General features: G+C 60.6%; 22 protein-coding genes. 13 read left to right on the top strand and 9 right to left on the bottom strand.

The genetic code is table 11. From position 1 onward, the window contains the following. Positions 1–79: 79 nt before the first annotated feature. From HKK53_RS02165 to pdxR, 4 genes are all read right to left on the bottom strand, one after another. On the bottom strand, positions 80–790 hold the full coding sequence (locus HKK53_RS02165) for an ATPase (protein ID WP_169369125.1): 711 nt from the start codon (positions 788–790) through the stop codon (positions 80–82). A 220-nt stretch (positions 791–1,010) separates the two neighbouring features. After that, on the bottom strand, positions 1,011–1,409 hold the full coding sequence (locus HKK53_RS02170; RefSeq protein WP_169369126.1) for a cupin domain-containing protein: 399 nt from the start codon (positions 1,407–1,409) through the stop codon (positions 1,011–1,013). Positions 1,410–1,649: 240 nt separating this feature from the next. Further along, positions 1,650–1,943, bottom strand: coding sequence for an antibiotic biosynthesis monooxygenase family protein (locus HKK53_RS02175; protein ID WP_149658250.1), 294 nt, complete (start codon positions 1,941–1,943; stop codon positions 1,650–1,652). A 122-nt stretch (positions 1,944–2,065) separates the two neighbouring features. Continuing rightward, positions 2,066–3,499, bottom strand: coding sequence for a MocR-like pyridoxine biosynthesis transcription factor PdxR (gene pdxR, locus HKK53_RS02180; RefSeq protein ID WP_169369127.1), 1,434 nt, complete (start codon positions 3,497–3,499; stop codon positions 2,066–2,068). A gap of 208 nt (positions 3,500–3,707) precedes the next feature. Between pdxR and HKK53_RS02185 the strand changes: the two genes are divergently transcribed. Then, positions 3,708–4,148 carry a carboxymuconolactone decarboxylase family protein gene (locus HKK53_RS02185; RefSeq protein WP_169369128.1) on the top strand — a complete coding sequence of 147 codons (441 nt, stop codon included), beginning with the start codon at positions 3,708–3,710 and terminating at the stop codon, positions 4,146–4,148. Positions 4,149–4,288: 140 nt separating this feature from the next. Beyond that, positions 4,289–4,768 carry a YbjN domain-containing protein gene (locus tag HKK53_RS02190; RefSeq protein ID WP_169369129.1) on the top strand — a complete coding sequence of 160 codons (480 nt, stop codon included), beginning with the start codon at positions 4,289–4,291 and terminating at the stop codon, positions 4,766–4,768. Positions 4,769–4,930: 162 nt separating this feature from the next. On the opposite strand, the gene HKK53_RS02195 is transcribed toward HKK53_RS02190, so the two are convergent. The 4 genes from HKK53_RS02195 to HKK53_RS02210 all read right to left on the bottom strand — a co-directional run bounded on the left by HKK53_RS02195 (position 4,931) and on the right by HKK53_RS02210 (position 10,849). Beyond that, positions 4,931–5,197, bottom strand: a complete 267-nt coding sequence (locus HKK53_RS02195; protein WP_169369130.1) for a short-chain dehydrogenase — start codon at positions 5,195–5,197, stop codon at positions 4,931–4,933. Beyond that, positions 5,194–5,478, bottom strand: a complete 285-nt coding sequence (locus HKK53_RS02200) for a DUF3077 domain-containing protein (protein ID WP_169369131.1) — start codon at positions 5,476–5,478, stop codon at positions 5,194–5,196. Before HKK53_RS02200 ends, HKK53_RS02195 begins: the two co-directional genes overlap by 4 nt. 406 nt (positions 5,479–5,884) lie before the next feature. Continuing rightward, positions 5,885–9,634 carry an Ig-like domain-containing protein gene (locus HKK53_RS02205; RefSeq protein ID WP_169369132.1) on the bottom strand — a complete coding sequence of 1,250 codons (3,750 nt, stop codon included), beginning with the start codon at positions 9,632–9,634 and terminating at the stop codon, positions 5,885–5,887. A 264-nt stretch (positions 9,635–9,898) separates the two neighbouring features. After that, positions 9,899–10,849, bottom strand: a complete 951-nt coding sequence (locus tag HKK53_RS02210) for a SphA family protein (RefSeq protein ID WP_169369133.1) — start codon at positions 10,847–10,849, stop codon at positions 9,899–9,901. Positions 10,850–11,055: 206 nt separating this feature from the next. Here HKK53_RS02210 and HKK53_RS02215 point away from each other — a divergent pair, with 206 nt between their 5' ends. From HKK53_RS02215 to HKK53_RS02265, 11 genes are all read left to right on the top strand, one after another. Further along, positions 11,056–12,084 (top strand): AraC family transcriptional regulator, encoded by a 1,029-nt coding sequence (locus HKK53_RS02215; protein WP_169369134.1) that lies wholly within the window; start codon positions 11,056–11,058, stop codon positions 12,082–12,084. A 112-nt stretch (positions 12,085–12,196) separates the two neighbouring features. After that, on the top strand, positions 12,197–13,084 hold the full coding sequence (locus HKK53_RS02220) for a Dyp-type peroxidase (protein WP_169369135.1): 888 nt from the start codon (positions 12,197–12,199) through the stop codon (positions 13,082–13,084). A gap of 18 nt (positions 13,085–13,102) precedes the next feature. After that, the gene (locus tag HKK53_RS02225) at positions 13,103–14,068 is read left to right on the top strand and encodes a Gfo/Idh/MocA family protein (protein WP_169369136.1); all 966 of its coding nucleotides are present in this window, start codon (positions 13,103–13,105) and stop codon (positions 14,066–14,068) included. Positions 14,069–14,357: 289 nt separating this feature from the next. Then, a complete protein-coding gene (locus HKK53_RS02230; protein ID WP_149658212.1) occupies positions 14,358–15,110 on the top strand; it encodes a GntR family transcriptional regulator in 753 nt (250 codons plus the stop codon). Continuing rightward, positions 15,107–16,837 (top strand): fumarate reductase/succinate dehydrogenase flavoprotein subunit, encoded by a 1,731-nt coding sequence (locus HKK53_RS02235; RefSeq protein WP_169369137.1) that lies wholly within the window; start codon positions 15,107–15,109, stop codon positions 16,835–16,837. The genes HKK53_RS02230 and HKK53_RS02235 overlap by 4 nt, the downstream gene beginning before the upstream one ends. A gap of 25 nt (positions 16,838–16,862) precedes the next feature. After that, positions 16,863–17,108, top strand: a complete 246-nt coding sequence (locus HKK53_RS02240) for a 4Fe-4S dicluster domain-containing protein (protein WP_007946457.1) — start codon at positions 16,863–16,865, stop codon at positions 17,106–17,108. Between the two features lie 122 nt (positions 17,109–17,230). Next, a complete protein-coding gene (locus tag HKK53_RS02245) occupies positions 17,231–18,637 on the top strand; it encodes an ABC transporter substrate-binding protein (protein WP_169369138.1) in 1,407 nt (468 codons plus the stop codon). Positions 18,638–18,764: 127 nt separating this feature from the next. Next, positions 18,765–19,538, top strand: coding sequence for an ABC transporter permease (locus tag HKK53_RS02250; protein ID WP_169369139.1), 774 nt, complete (start codon positions 18,765–18,767; stop codon positions 19,536–19,538). Then, positions 19,538–20,386: an ABC transporter ATP-binding protein gene (locus HKK53_RS02255; RefSeq protein WP_169369140.1), complete on the top strand. Its 849-nt coding sequence runs from the start codon at positions 19,538–19,540 to the stop codon at positions 20,384–20,386. The genes HKK53_RS02250 and HKK53_RS02255 overlap by 1 nt, the downstream gene beginning before the upstream one ends. After that, entirely contained in the window at positions 20,383–21,345 is a 963-nt protein-coding gene (locus tag HKK53_RS02260; RefSeq protein ID WP_169369141.1) for a HEAT repeat domain-containing protein, read from the top strand. The genes HKK53_RS02255 and HKK53_RS02260 overlap by 4 nt, the downstream gene beginning before the upstream one ends. Then, a complete protein-coding gene (locus tag HKK53_RS02265) occupies positions 21,342–21,626 on the top strand; it encodes a DUF971 domain-containing protein (RefSeq protein WP_169369142.1) in 285 nt (94 codons plus the stop codon). Before HKK53_RS02260 ends, HKK53_RS02265 begins: the two co-directional genes overlap by 4 nt. Before the next feature lie 78 nt (positions 21,627–21,704). Here the strand turns inward: HKK53_RS02265 and HKK53_RS02270 are convergent, their stop codons facing one another. Next, positions 21,705–22,442: a TorF family putative porin gene (locus HKK53_RS02270; RefSeq protein WP_169369143.1), complete on the bottom strand. Its 738-nt coding sequence runs from the start codon at positions 22,440–22,442 to the stop codon at positions 21,705–21,707. Between the last annotated feature and the right edge of the window lie 40 nt (positions 22,443–22,482).

Below are 22,482 nucleotides of genomic sequence, written 5' to 3' on the forward strand. Positions count from 1 at the left end.
ATTGACGGGTAATCACGTTATTTGCGAACAACACTAACCCCTGTAGGAGCAAGGCTTGCCCGCGAAGAGGCCATCCGCCTCAATACAACTTCTGACCTGTTTGATTATCAACCATCGATACATTACTTGTCGGTCTGGTCAATAAATTACTGAGCGACTGGTCAAACTTCTGCAGCGCCCGAACTTGCACATCCTGTTGCTGGTTAATATCCGCGACGATCTCTTCGCTGCGTTTAAAGTCCGCCCAGACCGGACTCAATGACTTGGCGTCATGCCCCTGCGCAGTGCCGATGTAATTGAACTTCGCATCATAAAAATCGGCAGTGACGTCAGCCTTGATATCCGAACTGCGTGAAGTCATCAGTTGGCTGTGGGTGTCGACGATGGCCACCACATCCGGTCTGGCGGCGCGCAGGCTTTGCATGTCCGGATAGACCGTCACCGAGCCGAACTGGCGCTGCAACGACGCCTTGACCCCATCCACGGCAAAGTCCGGGTTGGACGTGGCTACGTAGGCATCGTGGATCGGTTGCACCAGCAAGCTCTGGCCGAAACCGGTGCCGGCGTTGGCCTGATAGTGACGCAAATAATCGCGGTTGGCCTGGGTGCTTGGGCTGTAGACGATGCCCAAAGACACATTGCCGCCATTGGCCACACGGGTGGCGCTGGATCGGCCGACCGGGGCGTTCAATAAAGTGTCCAGCGATGAAACGGCTTTGGGCGCGGTGGGCACCGAGCAGCCGGTTAGTAGTGCGGCGATAGTCAATGTGCCGATAAGTGTAAGTTTCATGGTGTTTCTCCAGTGAAACAACGGAAGTTGAGTGACCGGTAATGCCGGCGATGGACTCAGACTAAACCCGTCTTCACTGAATGAAACCGTCCATAAATACACTTATCGACCTGATCCATAGTTTTGTTTGCTGTAAGCGTCTTGATCTAATTGCGCCCGGTAATAAAAAGGCCCGAATCATCCATTCGAGCCTGTTTATTTATGGCTGATGCAACAGCGATCAGTTTTCCAGGGGGATCAACACTTTCTCGTCCGGCGACAACACCATGAACACCAGCAGCTTGGCCGGTTTGGTGGCACTGGCGTTTTTCGAGACCAGATGTTCGGAGCCGGCCGGCTCATACCAGAACTGGCCGGTCTTGTAGGTGATCGCTTTCTGGCCCTTGACCTGAGAGATGACCTGGCCTTGCAGCACGTACGCCATGGCCGTGCCTTCATGTTTATGGGCGATGGACGATTGTCCGGGTTTGTAGTCGACCTCGATCATCATGGCTTTTTTGCCGGGCACGTTTTGCAGCAGTTCATCCTGCAGCACCGTGACCTTTTCCGAAGGGTCGTGGGCGAAGGCCGTGGCCGAAACGGTCAGGGCCAGGGCGGCCAGTACATGCAGAGCTTTCATGGTTGATCACCTGGGGGGTGGTTAGTCGTCAGGGATCACAGTAAGCCGCAAGGCGAGGTAACAAAACGGCCAATTTTCGAGAAGGTGAGGGGACCAATCCAGGTCTCATGATCGTTCCCACGCGGAGCGTGGGAATGCAGCCCGGGACGCTCCGCGTCCCATCAAAAGCCGAACGCAGAGCGTCCGATGATGCATTCCCACGCAGAGCGTGGGAACGATCATCGGGCGGAGGTGTTGTTTTTAGACGATAGGAAAACTATTGAAATCCACGGCATTCGCCAATCGGCTATCAATCAAGCCGATAAAGCCTTGCACTTCGGGGCAGTTGAAATGCGATTGCATGGCCGCTTCCGATTGCCAGCGGGCGCTGACGGTCCAGCGGTTGTCGTCCTCGGGGCAGCGGTCGACCATATAGGAATCGCAACCTGGAAGTTCGCGCAGGGTGTCGACAATCTTTTGCAGTTGCTTGCCCAGTTCTTCCGAGCGGCCCGCAGCCGCCTGCACCTGTACGGTATTGATCACTTCGTTGGACATTGCTCACACTCCTGAATCAGGCCGGACGAATCCTGCTCATTGAGGGATAACGCCCCTGCACAATAGTCCTGCACCGTGGGACCGCCAATAGCCAATCGCCGGATAAACCCACAGACCAATCCTCAGGCCACCTGCTGCAAAATGTCCCGCAGACGGTCCAGCGCGGTGTCGATGTCCAGGGTTTCGATGGCGCCAAACCCCATGAGTAGCCCGGCGCGCGGTGCTCGCTGATAGAAAAAACCTTCGATGGAATAGAGACCGATTTCGACCTTGCGGGCCAACTCGATGATCAGCGCCAGGTCAATCGGCACCTTGCACAGCACCGCCATGTGGAACCCGGCGACGGTCGGCACGGCCTCGAACCACGGCGAAAGATCGCCCGCCATGCGCGCCAGGATCCGCTCGCGGCGCCCGGCGTAAATGGTGTGGCAACGGCGGATGTGCTTGAGCAGGCAGCCCTCGGCGATGAACTTGGCCAGCGCCCATTGCGGCAGGGTCGAGGTGTGCAGGTCGGTCAGTTGCTTGGCGCGGATCACCGCTTCGAGGATCGCTGGCGGCAGGATCGTGTAGCCCAGTCGCAACTCCGGCAGCAGGGTTTTGGAGAAGGTGCCGACATAGGCGACGATGCCGCGCTCGTCCATGCTTTGCAGCGAATCGGTGGGCCGGCCTTCGTAGCGGAATTCGCTGTCGTAATCGTCCTCGATAATGATCGCACCCAGTTCGTGGGCCCTTGCCAGCAAGGCTTCACGCCGTGCCTGGCTCATGGGCATACCGAGCGGGAACTGGTGCGACGGCGTCACGTAGATCAGCCGTGTGCCATCCGGGATCAGCTCCACTTGAATGCCTTCAGCATCCACCGGCACCCCGACCACCGTGGCGCCGTGACTGCCGAACAACAACCGCGCAGGCGGATAGCCCGGGTCTTCCATCGCCACCAGGCTGCCGGGCCGGATCAGCACCCGGCCAATCAGGTCCAGGGCTTGTTGGGCGCCGTTGCACACCACCACGTCTTCGTCCTGGCAATTGACCCCGCGGGAAAACGCGATGTGCCGGGCAATCGCGTTACGCAGCGCCGGCAGACCTTCGGGCAGGCTGTAAAAGCCTTTCGATCCGGCCATCTGCCGCAACGCGTGGGAGGTGCAGCGTCGCCAGTCGTCCTGGGGAAACTGGCCCTTGCTGGTGGCGCCGCCGATAAAGTCGTAGCGCAGCGAACCTTCCAGGGTCGGGTGGCGCAGGAACACCGGCAAGTTGCGCCAGGCCTCGATGACCTCGCTGCTGGCCAGCTCCGAGTGGCTTTGCTTGCGCTGGATTTTCGCCGGCCGCGCGTTGACGTAGGTGCCTTTGCCGGTCACGCCGGTGAGGAAGTTTTCATAGGTCAGTTGCGAGTAAGTGTCGGAAATGGTCTTGCGCGAAATCCCCAGCTGTTCGGCCAGCAAGCGACTGGGCGGCAGCTGTGTGCCGGCGGCCAGGCGCCCGGTTTCGATGGCGCTGCGCAGTTGTTGGTACAACTGGCCTGCCAGGTCCTTGCGGCCGTTGATGACAACGTGAAGTTCCATACCGGCGGGGCTCCTGGGGCGGTTGGGCGACTGTGGGTCGCGCCAGATTACCCTTATTGCGCCGCCGGGTAGAAGTTGCGCAGGCGAAAAGCGCCGGATTGGTCTGCTGCCCGGTGGTCCATGGGTTTTTCGTGGAATTGGATCTGTCACGCGGCTGCAGCAGCGCCTAACGTGGAAGCACCCATTTTCTGCGCTTCGAGGTCCCGCCATGAATCCCCGCCTGGACTACTACAGCGCGTCGCCCAAAGCGATGAAAGCGATGATTGCCATGGAGGCGCTGACCGGCAACCTGAGCATCGAGCCGACCTTGCTGCACCTGATCAAAATCCGCGCCTCGCAACTCAATGGCTGCGCGTTCTGCACCGACATGCACTCGGTGGACGCCCGGCGTTTGGGTGAGACGGATCGACGCCTGTATTCAATCGTGGTCTGGCGCGACAGCAACTTCTTCAACCTTCGGGAGCGCGCGGCTTTCGCCTGGACGGAAGCGGTGACGCTGCTCGCTGAAAGTCACGTGCCGGACGATGTCTATGCGTTGGCGCGAGAGCAGTTCAGTGAAGGTGAACTGGTGGATTTGACCCTCGCCGTGACCACGATCAATAGCTGGAATCGGCTGGCAGTGAGTTTCCGCCAGACCCCCAGCGACTGATGCGGGCGATGGGCCCGTGCTAAAGAAGCAGAACGGTCTAAGCTCCAAGCGCAATGGGCTGAACGTGCCCCACCCGCGCGGCACTGTTCAGCCAAGAAAGCGCCCAGGCGACGCTCGCTCGCTCAACCAAGGATGAACCCATGACGCAATTGATTAGCCTCGTATCGCCGCAATCCCTGACAGACGTGCTGCAAGCCGCCGGTTACCGGGTCAACCAGACCGAACAGAACGGCATCGTGCAACTGCTCAGTGCCAGCCAGGGCATCGGCTACGCCGTGCGCTTCGGCAACCCGGCGACGGAGCAGGGCAGCTACGTGGACTTCACTTTCAGTTGCGCCTTGCGCGTGCAGGGCGAGTTGCCAGCCGGCCTCGCGGAACTGTGGAACGCCTCGCGCCGCTTTGCCCGGTTGTCGGTGCAGGGCGAGTTCCTGGTGATGGAAATGGACGTGGTGGTGACCGCCGGTGTCAGCGCCGATCACCTCAAGGGCAACCTCGAATTGTGGGATCGCCTGCTTCAGGAATTCATCGTTTACCTGCGTGAATACAGCCAGAACGCCGCGAACCTGCAAGCCCAGGCGCAAACCGCCGAGGCGGTGGCGGACGAGGTGCCGGCGCTGTAGTAACGGTCAACGTCATCGCTGCATGTGAGGCCGTCTTCGCGGGCGAGCCTCGCTCCTACAAGGGTTTGTTGTCGTACATAAAATCCATGTGCACCACCGATCCCCTGTAGGAGCAAGGCTTGCCCGCGAAGGCATCCTTTCAGCCAACATCAAATTCGGCGCTTAAACCCGCGCGCGAATCTGCCGCCCCAACACATCCATCACATCACAGCCATCACGCAACAACATCGCCGCCGCCTGCGCCAGTTGCTGCACATCGGCGCCCTTGGCCTGGGTGATATCCAGGCTGGCCAGGCTTTCCATCATCTGCGTCACCGTCAGGAAACGACTGGCCGCGCAGCCGTGCAACACCTCCAATGGCGACTGGGTGGCGACCATCAACACCGGAATGTCGCCTTCATTGCTGGTCATCGGCATATGCGCATTCATGCCTCACCTCCTGCTTGCGCGGCGTGCATGCCGTCAATCGAGGCTTGAACGAGTGAACGGGCAGTGCCGAGCATGTGCTTGCTGGCCCAGCGTAAGGTCACCGTGTGTTCCGCAACGGTGGCGTTGGGGGCTTGCTGGGCGAGGGCTTCCGCGCAGCTGAGAAAGACCGAGGCGTGTTCCAGGGCGTCGAGCAGGGGAATGTCGGGTTGTACGGCGAAGAGGTGGTGGTCGACGTGGTCGCAGGGGGAGAAGGGGGTGGTTTTTGTGGTTGCGTTGGTCATGGTGTAGCTCCTTGGTAGTCAGAGAGCTGCCACTTCATCGCCGTCAAACGAATAGGGTGGCAACTGTGTGCAGGTTGACGGACCGGTCCAAGTACCCGGCGCACTCGAAAGTGCCCCGCACACAGTCACCATTGAAATTTGCGTCGGGCACGAGTGCACGAGCAAGTTGGAGAACTATGCGCGCTTGGAATTACCAGGCCGTCAAACCCGATCACGAATGAGTCGTGACGGGCGTGAGGATAGGGAGTGAGGGCAGGGCAGTCAACCAACGCAACGCCCGAAACAGCTGCTTTGCCTGTAGGCATCTTCCGGACCTGACCCCGACCTCGTAGGCGCAGCCTTCGGCAGCTCCTACCGGGGGCTACGTACGGCATGTTAGATAAACGCGTCCCTTTTTTTCAACTGATTAGATTTTGAAAGAGAAGTTATCGACCATTATAAAATCACTGTTTCCGGTTTTTAGTTCTATGTATTTAAAGCCTTTGGCGGAAGAGTATTTGTAGTAGCCTGCTGGATTGCTAACAGGAAACGACTCTGACGTTATAAAAATACCCTTATCATCGTAAAACGATATTGAAGGGCGGTTTGCGGACTCAAGGGCGCGATACCAAAATCCAACTTCCACATAAGTTGATTTTAACTCCAGTCGAATCACGATCGAGTGATATCTAAGAATCACGCAGTTGTTCTCAAGTTTTCCAGGTGTAGGACCAAAAATAGGTTCCCCTAAATACCCCCATCTGTCAGCACTGACAGCAAAGAGTGTCATGGAGGGCAACTCAATTTTTACCGTTGAAATTGACTGTGAAGGCACGCTATCAAAGTTTTCACTTAAAACTGGGCGTATGACGGTCAGCGTCCGCGCCGGCGACTGGGGCTGCGTACCGTACAACCCTCTGGCCACAAAACTGTAAGTGGCCACGACCAAGTTGGTGAGTATGATGATCCAGCTCCTATCGGCGCCGACCGTGATAATGCCGCCAATGGGACTGCTGCCATTGTAGAGCTGCACCGTCTGACCCGCGCTGGCCGTGCCGGTCAGCGTGAGGCTGGTTTCGGTGGTCTCCTTGCCGTGGGGAATTTCGACCCCGCTGGGCGAGCCTTTGATCGAGGTGATGGCCGGGGTGACGATGGCGGTGACGATCACTGACCTTGCTGGCGACTGGGGCTGCGTGCCGTACAGTCCTCGCGCCACAATGCTGTAGGTAGCCACGCTCAAACCTGTGAGCGTGATCGTCCAGTTTCTATCCGCGCCAACCGTGATGACGCCGCCAATGGGACTGCCGCCATTGTAGAGCTGCACCTTCTGACCCGCGCTGGCCGTGCCGGTCAGCGTCAGGCTGGTTTCGGTGGTCTCCTTGCCGTGGGGAATCTCGACCCCGCTGGGCGAGCCTTTGACCGAGGTGATGGTCGGGGTGACGATGGCGGTGACGATCACTGACCGTGCCGGCGACTGGGGCTGCGTGCCGTACAGTCCTCGCGCCACAATGCTGTAGGTAGCCACGCTCAAACCTGTGAGCGTGATCGTCCAGTTTCTATCCGCGCCAACCGTGATGACGCCGCCAATGGGACTGCCGCCATTGTAGAGCTGCACCGTCTGACCCGCGCTGGCCGTGCCGGTCAGCGTGAGGCTGGTTTCGGTGGTCTCCTTGCCGTGGGGAATCTCGACCCCGCTGGGCGAGCCTTTGACCGAGGTGATGGTCGGGGTGACGATGGCGGTGACGATCACTGACCTTGCTGGAGACTGGGGCTGCGTACCGTACAGTCCTCGCGCCACAATGCTGTAGGTAGCCACGCTCAAACCGGTGAGCGTGATCGTCCAGCTTCTATCGGCGCCGACCGTGATGATGCCGCCGATGGGACTGCCGCCATTGTAGAGCTGCACCGTCTGACCCGCGCTGGCCGTGCCGGTCAGCGTGAGGCTGGTTTCGGTGGTCTCCTTGCCGTGGGGAATCTCGACCCCGCTGGGCGAGCCTTTGATCGAGGTGATGGCCGGGGTGACGATGGCGGTGACGATCACTGACCTTGCTGGAGACTGGGGCTGCGTACCGTACAGTCCTCGCGCCACAATGCTGTAGGTCGCCACGCTCAAACCTGTGAGCGTGATCGTCCAGTTTCTATCGGCGCCAACCGTGATGACGCCGCCAATGGGACTGCCGCCATTGTAGAGCTGCACCGTCTGACCCGCGCTGGCCGTGCCGGTCAGCGTCAGGCTGGTTTCGGTGGTCTCCTTGCCGTGGGGGATCTCGACCCCGCTGGGCGAGCCTTTGACCGAGGTGATGGCGGGGGTGGCCAGCGCAACGGCCTTGACCGTATAAGTCCGGGCCGGAAACTTCACCGACGTTGCTTCATTCGGGAAGCCATCAACATTGACCGCCACAATCACTTTGATTGTCGAACCATCGGCTAGTTGGTCCAGAAAGGCCCGGGTCACGACGCCACCCTGGCTGCCAGTGGAGGTGATGGGGACCCCCCGATGGATCGGCAACGTCACCGGGTCGCCACTGACAGTTGTGCCATCGCCCTGCATCCAGATCGGTTGGTTAATAGCGATCCCCCGCCAAGCGTCAACCAGAACGTTGGTGTTGCCGCTGAAACGGGTCAAATCCAGCGTAACGCCATCGGTCACGGCGGTAATCGTCGGCGTTGGCAGCCGAGTATCGCCATCGGCCATCGGGTTCACCCGCAACCCCAACGGCAACGACTCCCCGACCGGCATTCCTCCACGAATCAACGTCCAGGTCAGCTCAATATCCTTGCCCTGTCGCGCCACCAAAAATGCCGGGCTGAGGATGAAGTCGGACCGTCCTGCGATGAAGTCCTGTTCCGCAAAGGGCATGGCGCCTGGTGCGGGATTGATTTCTTTGAGTAAGGCCCTGTCACCGGGGTTAGCTGCAAACGTCACGCGCGCCGTTACGCCATTCGTGTAGGCCAGTGCATCAATCGGGCTGGTCGCCGGCGCCACCAGTGTTGGCGGGTTCAAGGTGATGGCGCCTTTGCCAATCACCCTGGCGGTGGCTGTTTTTGAAGTGCCCACGTCGATGCCGTTTCTGCGCAACGTAAACGCCGCTCGCGCCTGATCGTCCAGCACCACTTGGTCATTCGGGATTCTCATGATGCAGAGTTTGAAGCCGCCAAAACCGTCTGTTTCGATGGGCCCGGTAAACTCGACATCCATGCCGGACGGTGTCCCGGTGTAGCGCCCCGCAACAAGATCGCCAACCTCGAATTGTGGCTTTTTGGGCACCACCACCACGTTCAAGGGGGCGCCGTTGAGTTTGTCGCGATCAACAATCGAGGCATCGTCACCTGTGTCGGTCAGGTCTTCGCGCAGGATCGGCGCGTCCAGGACCACCCGATTGACATCGACATCAGCCTTGAGGGTTATCGACCAGCGACGTCTCTGCGTCGGGTTGTTCAACTGATCGACCACGGTGTAGGAAATCGCAAAGTCCGCGCTGTTCCCGGCCTGCTCGAACATCGCGCGGGTGAGGGGGATGACCACCGGTTGGCCAACCTGTGCGGGTTGAACGGTAAAAGTGAAACGCTCGCGCCGCAGTTCCACGCTGATGTCGTCGTAGGCCTTCATGAACGGGTAGAACACGGTCAGCGCCACGCCTTTATCCACGTCGTCCTTGCCAATCACCGGCGGGTCGCCCAGTTCAGGCGGCAGGCTGATGTCGAGGTAAGGATGCTCGTCATCGCCGGGCACGGTGTTGCCGCCGGGTAATTGTTCGCTGTAAAGCACCCAGAGAGGTCGCGAGTCGGCCACGTTGCCGCTGGGGCGATGGATCTTGTATTCCAGCCGATTGTTGCGGTCATCCAGTAATGAGGACTCGAACAGGGTGAATTCCGTGCGTTGGTCCCGATCGGCGACCGGAATGGGGCGGTTTTCCAAGGACACACCATTGAGCCGCAGTTCGATGGAAATGGAGTCGTCGCTGGGGGTGTCGCGCGGGGGCGGGTCGACCAGGACTTTCACCGCGTTGGCCAGCACCCCTTGCTGATTGAGCACCGGTTTGAAAAGGGCCAGGGGCGCACCCTCCACCACCTCCTCCGGTGGCACGGGCGTGTAGGGGATCACGTTACGGGTGGCGCCCGGGATCATGGGGGGATAGTTGACCAGGATCTCGGCGTTCGGTTGTTCAATCGCCATGGTGCACCTGTGTGTTCGGTGTGGGCATGGCTAATGAGATACCGGGCGGTGATGGTTCGGCTACTGTCAGAAGTTACAGGTGTGGGGTGGTTTTGGACGAATGGTCCGCCACCCCCAAAGCCATCACTTTTTTTGCACACACTGCAGATCCCTTGTGGGAGCGGGCTTGCTCACGAAGGGGCCTGCACATTCAATATTGATGTTGGCTGATTTACCGCTTTCGCGAGCAAGCCCGCTCCCACCGTTTGATTGGGGTGTTATCCGTCAAAACGCATACGGAATGCTGATCTTCGCCCACAACATCTCGCCTTCCGGCCGGTTTTCCACGTCAAACTCCTTGGCCCAACGGATCTCGGCGCTGGCGTATTTGAGGAAGGTCAGGTGCAGTGCCGGGCCGATGGCGAACACCTGGCCGCGCACACCGTCGTTCACGTCCTCGCCGTTGAACTGCACGGTGCGGCCGAACTGTTTGTCGTCGGTGGTTTGCTTCAGGTAGTAGCCGTTGAGGCCGAGCATCAGGTTGTCGGTGATTTTGTAGCTGGCGGAATAATCGAAGTGGAAAATCTGCCCTGACTTGTAGTCGGTGTCCTTGTTCTTCTCGTTGAAGCTGTAGGTGGTCTTCATCGACACCTCGGTTCGCTCCGTTGGCAGCCAGGTGAAGGAGAACAGCGGTTTGTAGGTGTAGAAGTTGTTGCTGGTGTTGGCCAGGCGATCGGTGCTGTATTCGCCGGTCGGCACGGTGATTTCCACGGCGGCGCCGAGGGTCAGGTTTTTGCCCATGTCCCAAAGAATGATCGGTGCGATGGTGGTGTCGCCCATGCCTTCACGGGTGTCCTGCAAGCCGAACACCGAGACTTCCTGCTTGAGCCAGGGCTGGGCGATGTAACCGGCCAACCGTCCGCCAAAAATGTGCAACGGGCTCAGATAATCCAGGCGCGGGATCACGGCGGTGGATTCGATTTCGACATTCGATACTTTGCCGCCGAGGGAGCTGATGTTCAGCTTCCGGGACTTGTAATGGTTGTAGTAGACGTTGAAGGCCACCATGTTGTCCGGAAGGCTGTCGACCTCCAGCGGCAGCATGAAGAAGCCATCGGTGCCGGTGCCGATATTGTCGACGCCAGCCTCGGTGGCCAGGGCCGGCAAATGAAGGGCAAACACGCCGGCCAGGCTGACGGTCAGGCGCAAGCAGAATGTCGTGCGGGTCGGGTTCATGGGTGTACTCATTATTATTGTTAGGGACGCACCGCCGGCCGCGCGGGCCGTTGCATAGAAATAAGCGCTTCAGGCCTGGCCGGGCAGGGTATTGGCGGCCACATAGGGGGACTTCTGCGGACAGCCGCAAAACCCTGTGCTAAGTTCTTTCGACATAACCGGTAACAAAAATAAGAATTGAAGCCTGATCCGGGATGTCTTGCCCCATGCAAATGAAAGTCGTCGATCCTACTTACGAACTGGCGCTCGTCTCGCCATTCCTGCTGCAAACCCTGGCCGAAGTCGCCGAGCTCAATGGGGTTAATCCCGAAAGTCTTTGTCGAGGTTTGGGCTTTACCCTGGAAGACCTCCAGGACCCGGCGCAGCGCATTTCCTATCGACAAGCCGTGGCGATGATCCAGCGCGCGCTCAAAGTGCTGCCCGATCGCGGGCTGGGTTTGTGGGTTGGCGCGCAGAACGTGCTCGGCACCCTGGGTTTGCTCGGGCATGTGCTGTCGCTGTGCAAGACCTTGCGCGATGCGTTTGAACTCGGTATTCGGCACCAGCACACCTCTGGCGGCATCGTGGTGTCGAGCGTGGAAGAGGCGGGAGACCGGGTGTTTGTCGACATCGAATGTCGCCTGCCGTTTGCCGACGTGCAGTTGTTTGCGGTGGAGGAGTTTTTCGCCAGTTTGCTGGTGTATGGACGGGCGTTGGTGGGGGCCGATTTCAAGCCGATGGCGGTGGAGTTTGTCCACGCGGCGCCGGATTACCTTGCGGAGTATCAGCGCTTACTGGGGCCGGATGTGCGATTCGGTTGCCTGCAAAACCGTATGGTGATTGCTGCGCATTGGCTGGATGTGCGGCTGCCCAATCATCATTCGCTGGCGTTGCGTCAGGCGCTCAAGTTGCTGGAGCTGGAAGCGGCGCAGGTGCATCAGAAGATTGATCTGATTCAAGCGGTGGAGCGGGCGATTGCCCGGGATCTGACTCGGGGCAGCCATATCGAAAAGATCGCCGCTGACTTGAACATGAGCAGCCGCACGTTGCGTCGGCGCTTGACTGAACATGCGCTGACGTTTGAGACGTTGCTGGAGCAGGTGCGCCAGGCCAGGACCTTGAGTCTGTTGGCCAATCCTGAAATGTCCATTGAGCGAATCACCGAAGAAGTCGGCTACAGCGACGTGCGCAGTTTTCGCCGGGCGTTCAAGCGCTGGACCGGGATGAGCCCGACGGCGTTTCGGATCAGTTCATAGAGCGAGCGCCGCCAATCCCTGTGGGAGCGGGCAGTGTCCAGCCGTGGCAGTTTCCTTGCCCTTCATACCCCCGCAACGGTTAAACTCCGTGCTTCTTTCCCAAGGAGTTCATATGAGTTACTACCAGCCGGGCATTCTCGCCACCCCTGTTCCGCCTCAAGCCCGTCATATGTTCTTCGCCCTCGAGTCCGCCGCCGCGCTGCCGGCCGCGCTCGACAAATTGATGCAACTGGTGGACGGCCAGTCGGCGGTGGTCGGTTTCGGTGAATCCCTGGTCAAAGCCCTGCACGGTCAGATCGAAGGCCTGCGCGCATTCCCGGCCATGACCGGCGTCGGCGTCGATAACCCATCGACCCAACATGCGCTGTGGTGCTGGCTGCACGGCGTCGACCGCGGTGAATTGCTCAATCGCAGCACCGCCATCGAAGCTGCGCTGGCCCCGGCGTTTCGCCTGGTGCAGATGAACGAAACCTTCCGCCACCTCACCGGCCACGACCTGACCGGCTACGAAGACGGCACTGAAAACCCCCACGACGAAGCCGCCGTGGCCGCCGCGCTGGTGAGCAACGGCGCCGATGGCACAGTCGGCGGCAGCTTCGCCGCGATCCAACAGTGGCAGCACGACCTGAAAGGCTTCCGCGCCATGCCGTCCCACGAGACGGACAACATCATGGGCCGTCGCCTGAGCGACAACGAAGAACTCGACGACGCGCCGATCTCCGCCCACGTCAAACGCACCGCCCAGGAAAGCTTCGCCCCCGAAGCCTTCGTGGTGCGCCGCTCGATGCCGTGGATCGAAGGCGATCGCGCCGGTCTGATGTTCCTCGCGTTCGGCTTCTCCCTCGACGCGTTCGAAGCCCAACTGCGGCGCATGAGCGGTCTGGAAGACGGCATCACCGACGGTCTGTATCGCATCAGCCGCCCGATCACCGGCGGCTATTACTGGTGTCCGCCACTGAAGGACGGTCACCTGGACTTGCGCGCTTTGCGCATGGGCTAAACCCATCAAGGAGTGAGTATGAACGTGGTGCGCTGGGGCATGATTGGTTGTGGGGATGTCACCGAACGCAAGAGCGGGCCGGCCTTCTACAAGGCACCCGGTTCGGCGCTGGTGGCGGTGATGGGGCGACGGCAGGAGGCGGTGACCGACTACGCCGCGCGCCACGGCATCGCTCGGGTCTACACCGACGCCCAATCGCTGATCAACGATCCGGAAGTGGACGCGGTGTACATCGCCACGCCACCCGACAGTCACCGCGCTTATGCCTTGATGGTGGCAGCCGCCGGCAAACATTGCTGCGTCGAAAAACCGATGTCGCTGAATGCCGGGCAAAGCCGTGAGATGCAAAAGGTCTTTGCCGATGCCGGTTTGCACCTGTTCGTTTCTTACTACCGACGTTCGTTGCCGCGCTTCCAGCAAGTGCGGCAATGGCTGGAGGAGGGGCGGATCGGCGAGGTCCGGCACCTGACCTGGACCCTGACCAAGGCACCGACACCGGCGGATCTGGGCGGCACGGACAACTGGCGCACCGACCCGGTGATTGCCGGCGGCGGCTACTTTGCCGACCTGGCCAGCCATGGTTTCGACCTGTTCCAGTACCTGCTGGGTGACATCGTCGACGTCGCCGGGTTTACCGCGCAACAGGCCGGGTTGTATGCGGCGGAAGACGCGGTCAGCGCCAGTTGGCGCTTTGCCTCCGGAGCCTTGGGCATGGGTTGCTGGAATTTTGTCGCGGACCGGCGTGAGGATCGGGTGGAGGTGATCGGCAGCCAGGGCCGGATCAGTTTTGCGGTGTTTGATGAGCATCCTGTGGTGCTTGAAGCCGACGAAACCCTCAGCCTGCACATCGACCATCCCGAACACATCCAGTGGCATCACGTATTGGGCATGAATGCGCATATCCGTGGTGAGGCACGGTACCCGGCGGTGGCCGAAGAGGCGCTGAAGACCGATTGGGTGATGGACCAGATCCTCAAGCGCTAACACGGTCTTGTAGCGCTGTAGCGCTGTAGCAGCTGTCGAGCACCGCGAGGCAGCGTTCGGCGGCTTTCGGCGGCTTTCGGCAGCGTTCGGCGGCGAAGCCGTCGCAAACCCAGCGCCGCGGTCTGTCTGAAACACCGCGGTGGCCGAACGCTGCCTCGCGGTGCTCGACAGCTGCTACGTCGGTTCGCGTTCGTGCCGCGAATCTATCCTTATGCTCAAACAGTATTTCTCAACCCTCGCATCGGTTCTCTAAGATCACGTCATAACTCGTTATAACAAGTGATCTCCGATGACCGATAACGTTCTATCCCTCAGCAGCGTTCCCCTGCACACCCAACTGCGCGACGTACTGCGTAGCCGCATCCTCGACGGTGAATACCCGCAAGACAGCCAGATGCCGTCCGAAAGCGAACTCGGTGCGTTGTTCAAAGTCAGCCGCATCACCGTGCGCCAGGCCCTCGGCGATCTGCAGAAAGAAGGGCTGATCTTCAAGATCCACGGCAAGGGCACCTTCGTCGCTAAGCCCAAGACCTTCCAAAACGTCAGCACCCTGCAAGGCCTGGCCGAGTCGATGACCGGTCGCGGCTATGAGGTGATCAACCGCCTGCGCAGCTTCAAATTCATCGCCGCCGACAAACTGGTCGCCGAGCGTTTGCAGGTGGCCGAAGGCGAAACCGTGGCGCAGATCAAACGGGTTCGACTGATCAACCGCGAGCCAATCTCCCTGGAAATCACCTACCTGCCCAAAGCCATCGGCGAGCGGCTGGAGAAGGCTGACCTGGTGACCCGCGACATTTTCCTCATCCTCGAAAACGACTGCGGCCTCGCCCTCGGCCACGCCGACCTGGCCATCGATGCGGTGCTGGCCGACAGCGACCTGACCCAGGCCCTGAACGTCGAACCCGGCTCGCCGATCATGCGCATCGAACGCCTGACCCACGATGCCGCTGGCGTTCCCGTGGACTTCGAACACCTTTACTACCGCGGCGATGCTTTCCAGTACCGCTTGCGGATCGACCGGCAAAAAGGGGATCAGGCATGAGCCGAAGCACTTTGGAGCAGGAATACGACATCGTCGTCATCGGCGGCGGCACCGCGGGCCCGATGGCGGCGATCAAGGCCAAGGAACGCAACCGCGATTTGCGCGTGTTGTTGATCGACAAGGCCAACGTCAAGCGCAGTGGCGCGATCAGCATGGGCATGGACGGCCTGAACAACGCGATCATCCCCGGCCACTCGACGCCGGAGCAGTACACCAAGGAAATCACCATCGCCAACGACGGCATCGTCAATCAGGCGGCGGTGTACGCCTATGCCACGCACAGTTTCGAAACCATCGAGCAACTGGACCGTTGGGGCGTGAAGTTCGAGAAGGACGAAACCGGCGACTACGCGGTGAAAAAGGTCCACCACATGGGCGCTTATGTGCTGCCGATGCCGGAGGGGCATGACATCAAGAAAGTGCTGTATCGCCAGTTGAAACGGGCGCGAGTGAGCATCACCAATCGACTGGTCTGCACCCGTTTGCTCACGGACGAAGAGGGCGCGGTCAACGGCGTGATGGGCTTCGATTGCCGCACCGCCGACTTCCATGTGATCAAGGCGAAAGCGGTGATCCTGTGCTGCGGCGCGGCCGGGCGCCTGGGTTTGCCGTCTTCGGGCTACCTGATGGGCACCTACGAAAACCCCACCAATGCGGGCGACGGTTACGCCATGGCCTATCACGCCGGGGCGGAACTGGCGAACCTCGAATGCTTCCAGATCAACCCGCTGATCAAGGATTACAACGGCCCGGCCTGCGCCTACGTCACCGGTCCCTTGGGCGGCTACACCGCCAACAACAAGGGCGAACGCTTTATCGAGTGCGATTACTGGAGCGGCCAGATGATGTGGGAGTTCCATCAGGAACTCGAAAGCGGCAACGGTCCGGTGTTCCTCAAACTCGATCACCTGGCCGAGGAAACCATCCAGAACATCGAAGAAATCCTGCACAGCAACGAACGCCCGAGTCGCGGCCAGTTTCACGCCAATCGTGGCACGGACTACCGCACGCAGATGGTTGAAATGCACATCTCCGAGATCGGTTTTTGCAGCGGGCATTCGGCGTCCGGCGTGTGGGTCAACGAAAAGGCTGAAACCTCGGTCAAGGGTTTGTACTCGGCGGGGGACATGGCGGCGGTGCCGCATAACTACATGCTTGGCGCGTTCACCTATGGCTGGTTTGCCGGCACCAACGCGGCGGAGTTTGTCGCCGGGCGCGAGTTTTCCGCCGTCGATGCCCAGCAGATCGAAATCGAAAAAGCACGGGTCTACGCGCCGCTGGATCGCGAACACGGCCTGCCGCCCGCGCAAGTCGAATACAAGCTGCGACGCTTCGTGAACGACTACCTGCAACCGCCGAAAGTGACCAAGAAGATGCAAATCGGCCTGCAACGCTTCAGCGATATCCAGCGCGACCTCGATCAGATCAAGGCCCACAACCCCCACGAACTGATGCGCGCGATGGAAGTCAGCATGATCCGTGACTGCGCCGAAATGGCCGCCCGCGCCTCGTTGTTCCGCGCTGAAAGCCGCTGGGGGCTTTACCACTACCGGGTTGACCACCCGCAACGCAACGACAGCGACTGGTTCTGCCATTGCCACCTGAAGAAGGGCGACGACGGCCAGATGAGCAGTTTCAAGAAAGCCGTCGAGCCTTACATCATCCCGCTCGATGCCGAAGAAATGCAGGCCTACGACCGGCTGCGGGTCGGCGCGTTTGCGGCCTGACGATCAATCAAAGAGAGTCCGAACCATGGCCTATCAACCCCAGGAAATCTTCTTCCGCTCCAACGCGCCGGTGACGGTCGACGAGGACCTTTGCATCGCCCACAAAGGCTGCACCGTGTGCGTCGACGTCTGCCCGATGGACCTGCTGGCTATCAACCCGGCCACGCAAAAGGCCTACATGGCGTTCGACGAATGCTGGTACTGCATGCCCTGTGAAAAAGACTGCCCGACCGGGGCGGTTAAGGTCGAGATTCCTTATCTGTTGCGTTGAGCTCGTCTTGCATTAAAGCCATCCGGCAACACCGGACGCCTGATTCACACACCCCCTCGTTTCCCACCGCGCCCTGATCGTGGCGGAGACGAACATCCAATAAATGATTCGAGGGGATTCACATGTTATTGCGTGCAGCATTAGCCGGTCTGGTACTGGCCTCATTCACCGTGTCCGCGTCGGCTGAAACCATCCGCATTGCCATCGGCACCCAGGACACCACCATCAACTGCGCCGCTGGCGGTTTGTTGATCCGTGAGCTTGGTTTGCTCGACAAATACCTGCCCCATGACGGCCAGTACAAAGACGCCAAATACGACGTGGAGTGGAAGAACTTCACCAGCGGCGCGCCGCTGACCAACGAGATGGTCGCCGGCAAACTCGACTTCGGCGCCATGGCCGATTTCCCCGGCGCGTTCAACGGTGTGGCGTTTGAAACCGCCGGCAAGCACAGCCTGTTTATCAGCGTGCTGTCGGGCAGTATCAAGGGCAGCGGCAATGGCATCGTGGTGCCGAGCGCGTCCGGCGTGCAGTCGCTGGCGGAGCTCAAGGGCAAGACCATTTCCGTGCCGTTCGCCTCCACCGCCCATGGCATGTTGCTGCGTGCGGTGGCGGCTCAGGGGTGGGACCCGCTGAAGGATGTGAACATCATCGCCCAGCCGCCGGAGGTTGCCGGCTCGGCGTTGCAGGCCGGGAAGATCGACGCTCACGCTGATTTCGTGCCGTTTGCCGAACTGTTCCCGAGCCGGGGTTTTGCTCGCAAGATTTACGACGGCGCCCAGGCCAATGCACCGACGTTCCACGGGGCGTTGGTGGATCAGGCTTACGCGAAGAAGTACCCGGAAATCGTCGTCGCCTACCTGCGGGCGAGCATTGAAGCCAATCAGCTGCTGGCCGCAGAACCCGAGAAATACAGTGAGCTGATCGCCAAAGTCACGGGGGTGGATGCGGAGGTCAATTACCTGTTCCATGGTCCGCTGGGCGTACAGACCCGCGACCTGAGCTGGAAACCGGAATACCGCCAGGCTGTCGGCACGGCCATCGATACCCTCAAGTTGTTGAAGAAGGCTGATCGCGGGCTGGACCTCAATACCTTCATCGACGACCAATACATTCGCGCCGCGTTCAAGGCGTCGAACCTGGACTACACCGCGCAACTGGCCAACTACGCGCAAACCCCGCTCAGCGCGGTGGATGCGCTCAGCGGCAAAGCCATCACCGATGTCAGCCATGTGGCGCAGATTTGGGTGCGCGGTGAGCCGAAAGTCCGGCAATACGCCTCGGCGGAAGCGGCGTTCAGCGCGTTGGCTGGTTTGAAGGCTGAAGGCAAAAACATCCGCGCGGTGTATGCCCAGGCGAGTGACAGCGGCATCAAGTTGCTGGCGGATCAGGCGTGGTTTGCCAGTGATGCCAAAGGGCGGCTCAGCGCCTTCCTGCTCAAAGGCCAGGCCCAGCAATTCGCCACGGCCCAGGGCGGCAAAGTCCTCGACTTCACCGACGCCACCACCCAGGCCGTCGCCACCCGCTGAGTCAGATCGTTCCCACGCTCTGCGTGGGAATGGCGCCAGGGACGCTCCGCGTTCCGCTCTTGAATGTGACGCAGAGCGTCACGGGATGCATTCCCACGCCGAGCGTGGGAACGATCAGAGGTGACACATGTATTCACGCTGGATCCCCCGAGCCGCCTCACTGCTGCTCTGCCTGCTGTTCTGGCAATTCGCTGCGAGTGGTCACTGGAACCTCGGCCTGGTGACCTTCGCCAACGTACCGACGCCACTGGCCGTCATCCACGCTGCGCTGGGCCTCAGTGACTCCGGCAAGCTCGCCCAGCACCTGAGCAGCAGCCTCAGCCGGGTCTTCGCCGGTTACCTCGCGGCGCTGGTCATCGGCATCGCCCTGGGCCTGGCCATCGGTCGCTCGAAATGGGCCGAGGACTTGTTGCTGCCGCCTCTTGAAGTATTAAGACCGATCCCCGCCGTCGCGTGGATCCCGCTGGCCATCCTGATGTTCCCGTCCTCGGAACTGTCGATGGTCTTCATCACCTTCACCGGCGCACTGTTCCCGATCCTGCTCAACACCATCCACGGCGTCGAAGGCGTCGACCCACGCCTGATCGCCTCGGCCCGCAGCCTCGGGGCAGGGCGCCGCGCGATTTTGCTGGAAGTGATCTTGCCTGGCGCCGCGCCGAGCATCATCACCGGTCTGGCCATCGGCATGGGCACCTCGTGGTTCTGCCTGGTCACTGCGGAAATGATCTCCGGCCAATTCGGCATCGGCTATTACACCTGGGAGTCCTACACCATCCAGAACTACGCCGACATCGTCGTCGGCATGTTGCTGATCGGCGTGCTCGGGATGGGCAGCAGCCTGCTGATCAAACGCCTGGGTGGGCTGTTCACGCCTTGGCATCGACCACGAGGAAAAGCCTGATGAGCGTTTTTCAACACCCCGAAGGCCGCATCGACATTCGCGATTTGTTGATCAGCCTGGGCGAGGGCAGTGCGGCGTTCGAAGCCGTGCAAGGCCTGGATTGCCAGATCGAGCCAGGGCAATTCGTGTGCATTCTCGGACCGTCCGGTTGCGGCAAATCCACCTTGCTCGGCGCGTTGGCCGGGCATCTGCAACCGCGCATCGGCACCTTGAATGTCGATGGTGCGCCGATCTCCGGCCCGTCGCCGCAGCGCGGCATGGTGTTCCAGCATCACACGCTGTTCCCTTGGCGCACGGTGCGCGACAACGTCGCCTTCGGCCTGAAAATGCGCGGCATCGGCAAGACCGAACGCCACCAAGCCGCCGATGAAATCCTCGCGTTGGTGGGGCTGGAAGGCTTTGCCGAACGCTGGCCGGATCAGCTCTCCGGCGGCATGCAGCAACGGGTCGAAATCGCCCGGGTGCTGATCAACCGCCCACGCCTGTTACTGATGGACGAACCGTTCGGCGCCCTCGATGCCTTGACCCGACTGAACATGCAGGAACTGCTGCTGGACATCTGGACACGGATTCGCACCACCGTGGTGTTCGTCACCCATGACATCGACGAGGCGCTGTTCCTCGCCGATCGCTTGCTGGTGATGAGTTCGCGTCCTGGTCGAATCATCGAAGACCTGCGCCTGGATTTCCCCCGGCCACGTACCACCGAATTGGTGACCAGCCACGAGTTTTCCCGCTTGAAGCGTCACTGCCTTGAGCTCTTGCGTCACGAGGACGGTCGGCAGCTGCCACGCCTGAACCCCCTCGGACTTCCCCCAGAAAACAAACTGCCGCGATTTGCCCTATGACCTCATTATTTGATGCAACCGAAAACGACGACATCCTCGCCCTGCAACCGCGCTTGACTGATGCAGACCCCGGCGTACGCCGCATTGCCCTGATTGAACTGGCTGATCTGGAGGAGCCGGAAGGCTTGCTGTGGCTGGTCAATCGTCTGGCTGAAGACCCGACTGAAGAGGTTCGCGCTGAGGCGGCGCGATTGCTGGAAGCCTGGGAGGATGAGCCGGTCGTTGAAGCGTTATGCCAGGCGCTGACCGATCCGTCGTCGGCCGTGCAATCTGCTGCCGCGCAGAGCTTGAGTCTGCTCAAGAGCGAAGCGGCGGGTCGGGTGATTTTGCCGTGGGCCGGGCATGCTGATGTCAGCGTTCGTGTCGCGGCGTTCAGGGCCTTGCGCGAGTTGCGCTTCCCCGATGCTGCCGGCGCTGCGTTAAACGCATTGAACGATCAAGACGCCAGCGTACGCCGCGAGGCCGTTGGCGTACTCGGCTGGCTCAAGCAACTGGATGCCCTGTCAGCGTTGGCCCGATTGGCCAGCGACGATCCGGACACCGAAGTGCGCCGCGCCGCCACTGGCGCCCTCGGTCTGGCGTCGGACATTCAAGTCCTGCCGGCCCTGCGCCAGGCCTTGCAGGACCACGCCTGGCAAGTGCGCGAAGAAGCTGCCACCACCCTGGGCAAAGTGGGCCACGTGGATGCAGGCCCGGCATTGGTCGAAGCCTTGAGCGACGATTACTGGCAAGTACGCCTGCGCGCCACCCGCAGCCTCGGCCGCTTGCGGTACGCCCCGGCCCTTGAAGCGTTGATCGAAACGTTGGGCCATCGCATCAGCAATTTGCGCAAGGAAGCAGCGCTGGCGTTGGGCGAGTTGAATGATCGCGGCGCGGTTGCCGCCCTGCAGGCCGCGCAAGACGACGGCGACCCGGAAGTGCGCAAAGCCGTGCGCATCGCCTTGAGTCAACTGCAATGAACCCGCTGGCGGTGGGTAATTCCCAGAGCAAACAGCAATTGCGGCTGAACTGGCCGGATGGGCGCGAGCAGTTGCTCGATCACGCCGAACTGCGCCGCCAGTGCCCGTGCTCGCAATGCCGCGCGTTTCGGCTGCAAGGGCTGGCGGTGAAGGTGGATTCGCGCATCCGTGTGGTCAAGTTGAATAGCCAGGGCTACGGCCTGCAACTGATCTTCAGCGACGGCCACGAACGCGGCATCTACCCGTGGCCCTATCTCTCAGACTTGACCGAAACCCTGTAGGAGCGAGGCTTGCCCGCGAAGGCGGCCTGTCTGACACACCGCTTTCGCGGGCAAACCTCGCTCCTACAGATCACCGGGTCAGAAGGATTTGCTGATGCTCGCCACTACTGTCGCCGTGCACACATCACCAAACCCCCAATTGCTGGCGCATTGGCTTTGCGAAAGATCGGTACCAATGTAGCTGACCCCCAGCAACACCCCGGCCAGTTCATGGGTCAGCTTCACTTCCCATTCGTGGTACGCGTCCTCGGCGTGGCCGTTCGAGGCGTACAGGTGCGGGTCCTTGAAGTCCATTTCGCCGTAGCGCAGTTTCAAACCCAAGCCGTAGGGCAATTCGGTTTCGTAGCCGATGTAGCTGTAGAGCGAACTCTGCTTGCTGTCGATGCCCGGCGCGTCCGCCGAGTAATAGGCGGCGAGCTTCACCCCATAAACGCTGAGAATGCCGTAGGTCTCGCTCTGATTGAACTGGCCTTCCTTGGGGTAGGCGTACTTCAAATAGCCGAGGTCCAGGCTCACGGCATCGGTCGCCTGCCACAGCCAACCGGCGTAGTAATCGATTTCCTGGCGGGTTTTCAGGCCGCCGCCGAAGTCGACATTCGAACTCCATGCACCGGCGTACAAACCACTGCTGTGGGCCAGGGTGACACCGGCCTGCACGGCGGGATCGTTCTGGGTTTGCGAGATGCCGCGGGTGCGGTAATCGCTGGCCAGGGTCAGGTCCACCAGCAAGTTGAAGTCGTCGTTCAAGGGGATGGCCTGGCTCGTCAAGGGCAGCAGGCTTAAGGATCCAAGGGCGAACAGGGTGAACGCTTTCATGGGACAGTGCCTTTGTTGTGATTGTTTTGGGCAGTTTTCG

This window comes from Pseudomonas sp. ADAK7 (assembly GCF_012935675.1).
Classification (GTDB): domain Bacteria; phylum Pseudomonadota; class Gammaproteobacteria; order Pseudomonadales; family Pseudomonadaceae; genus Aquipseudomonas.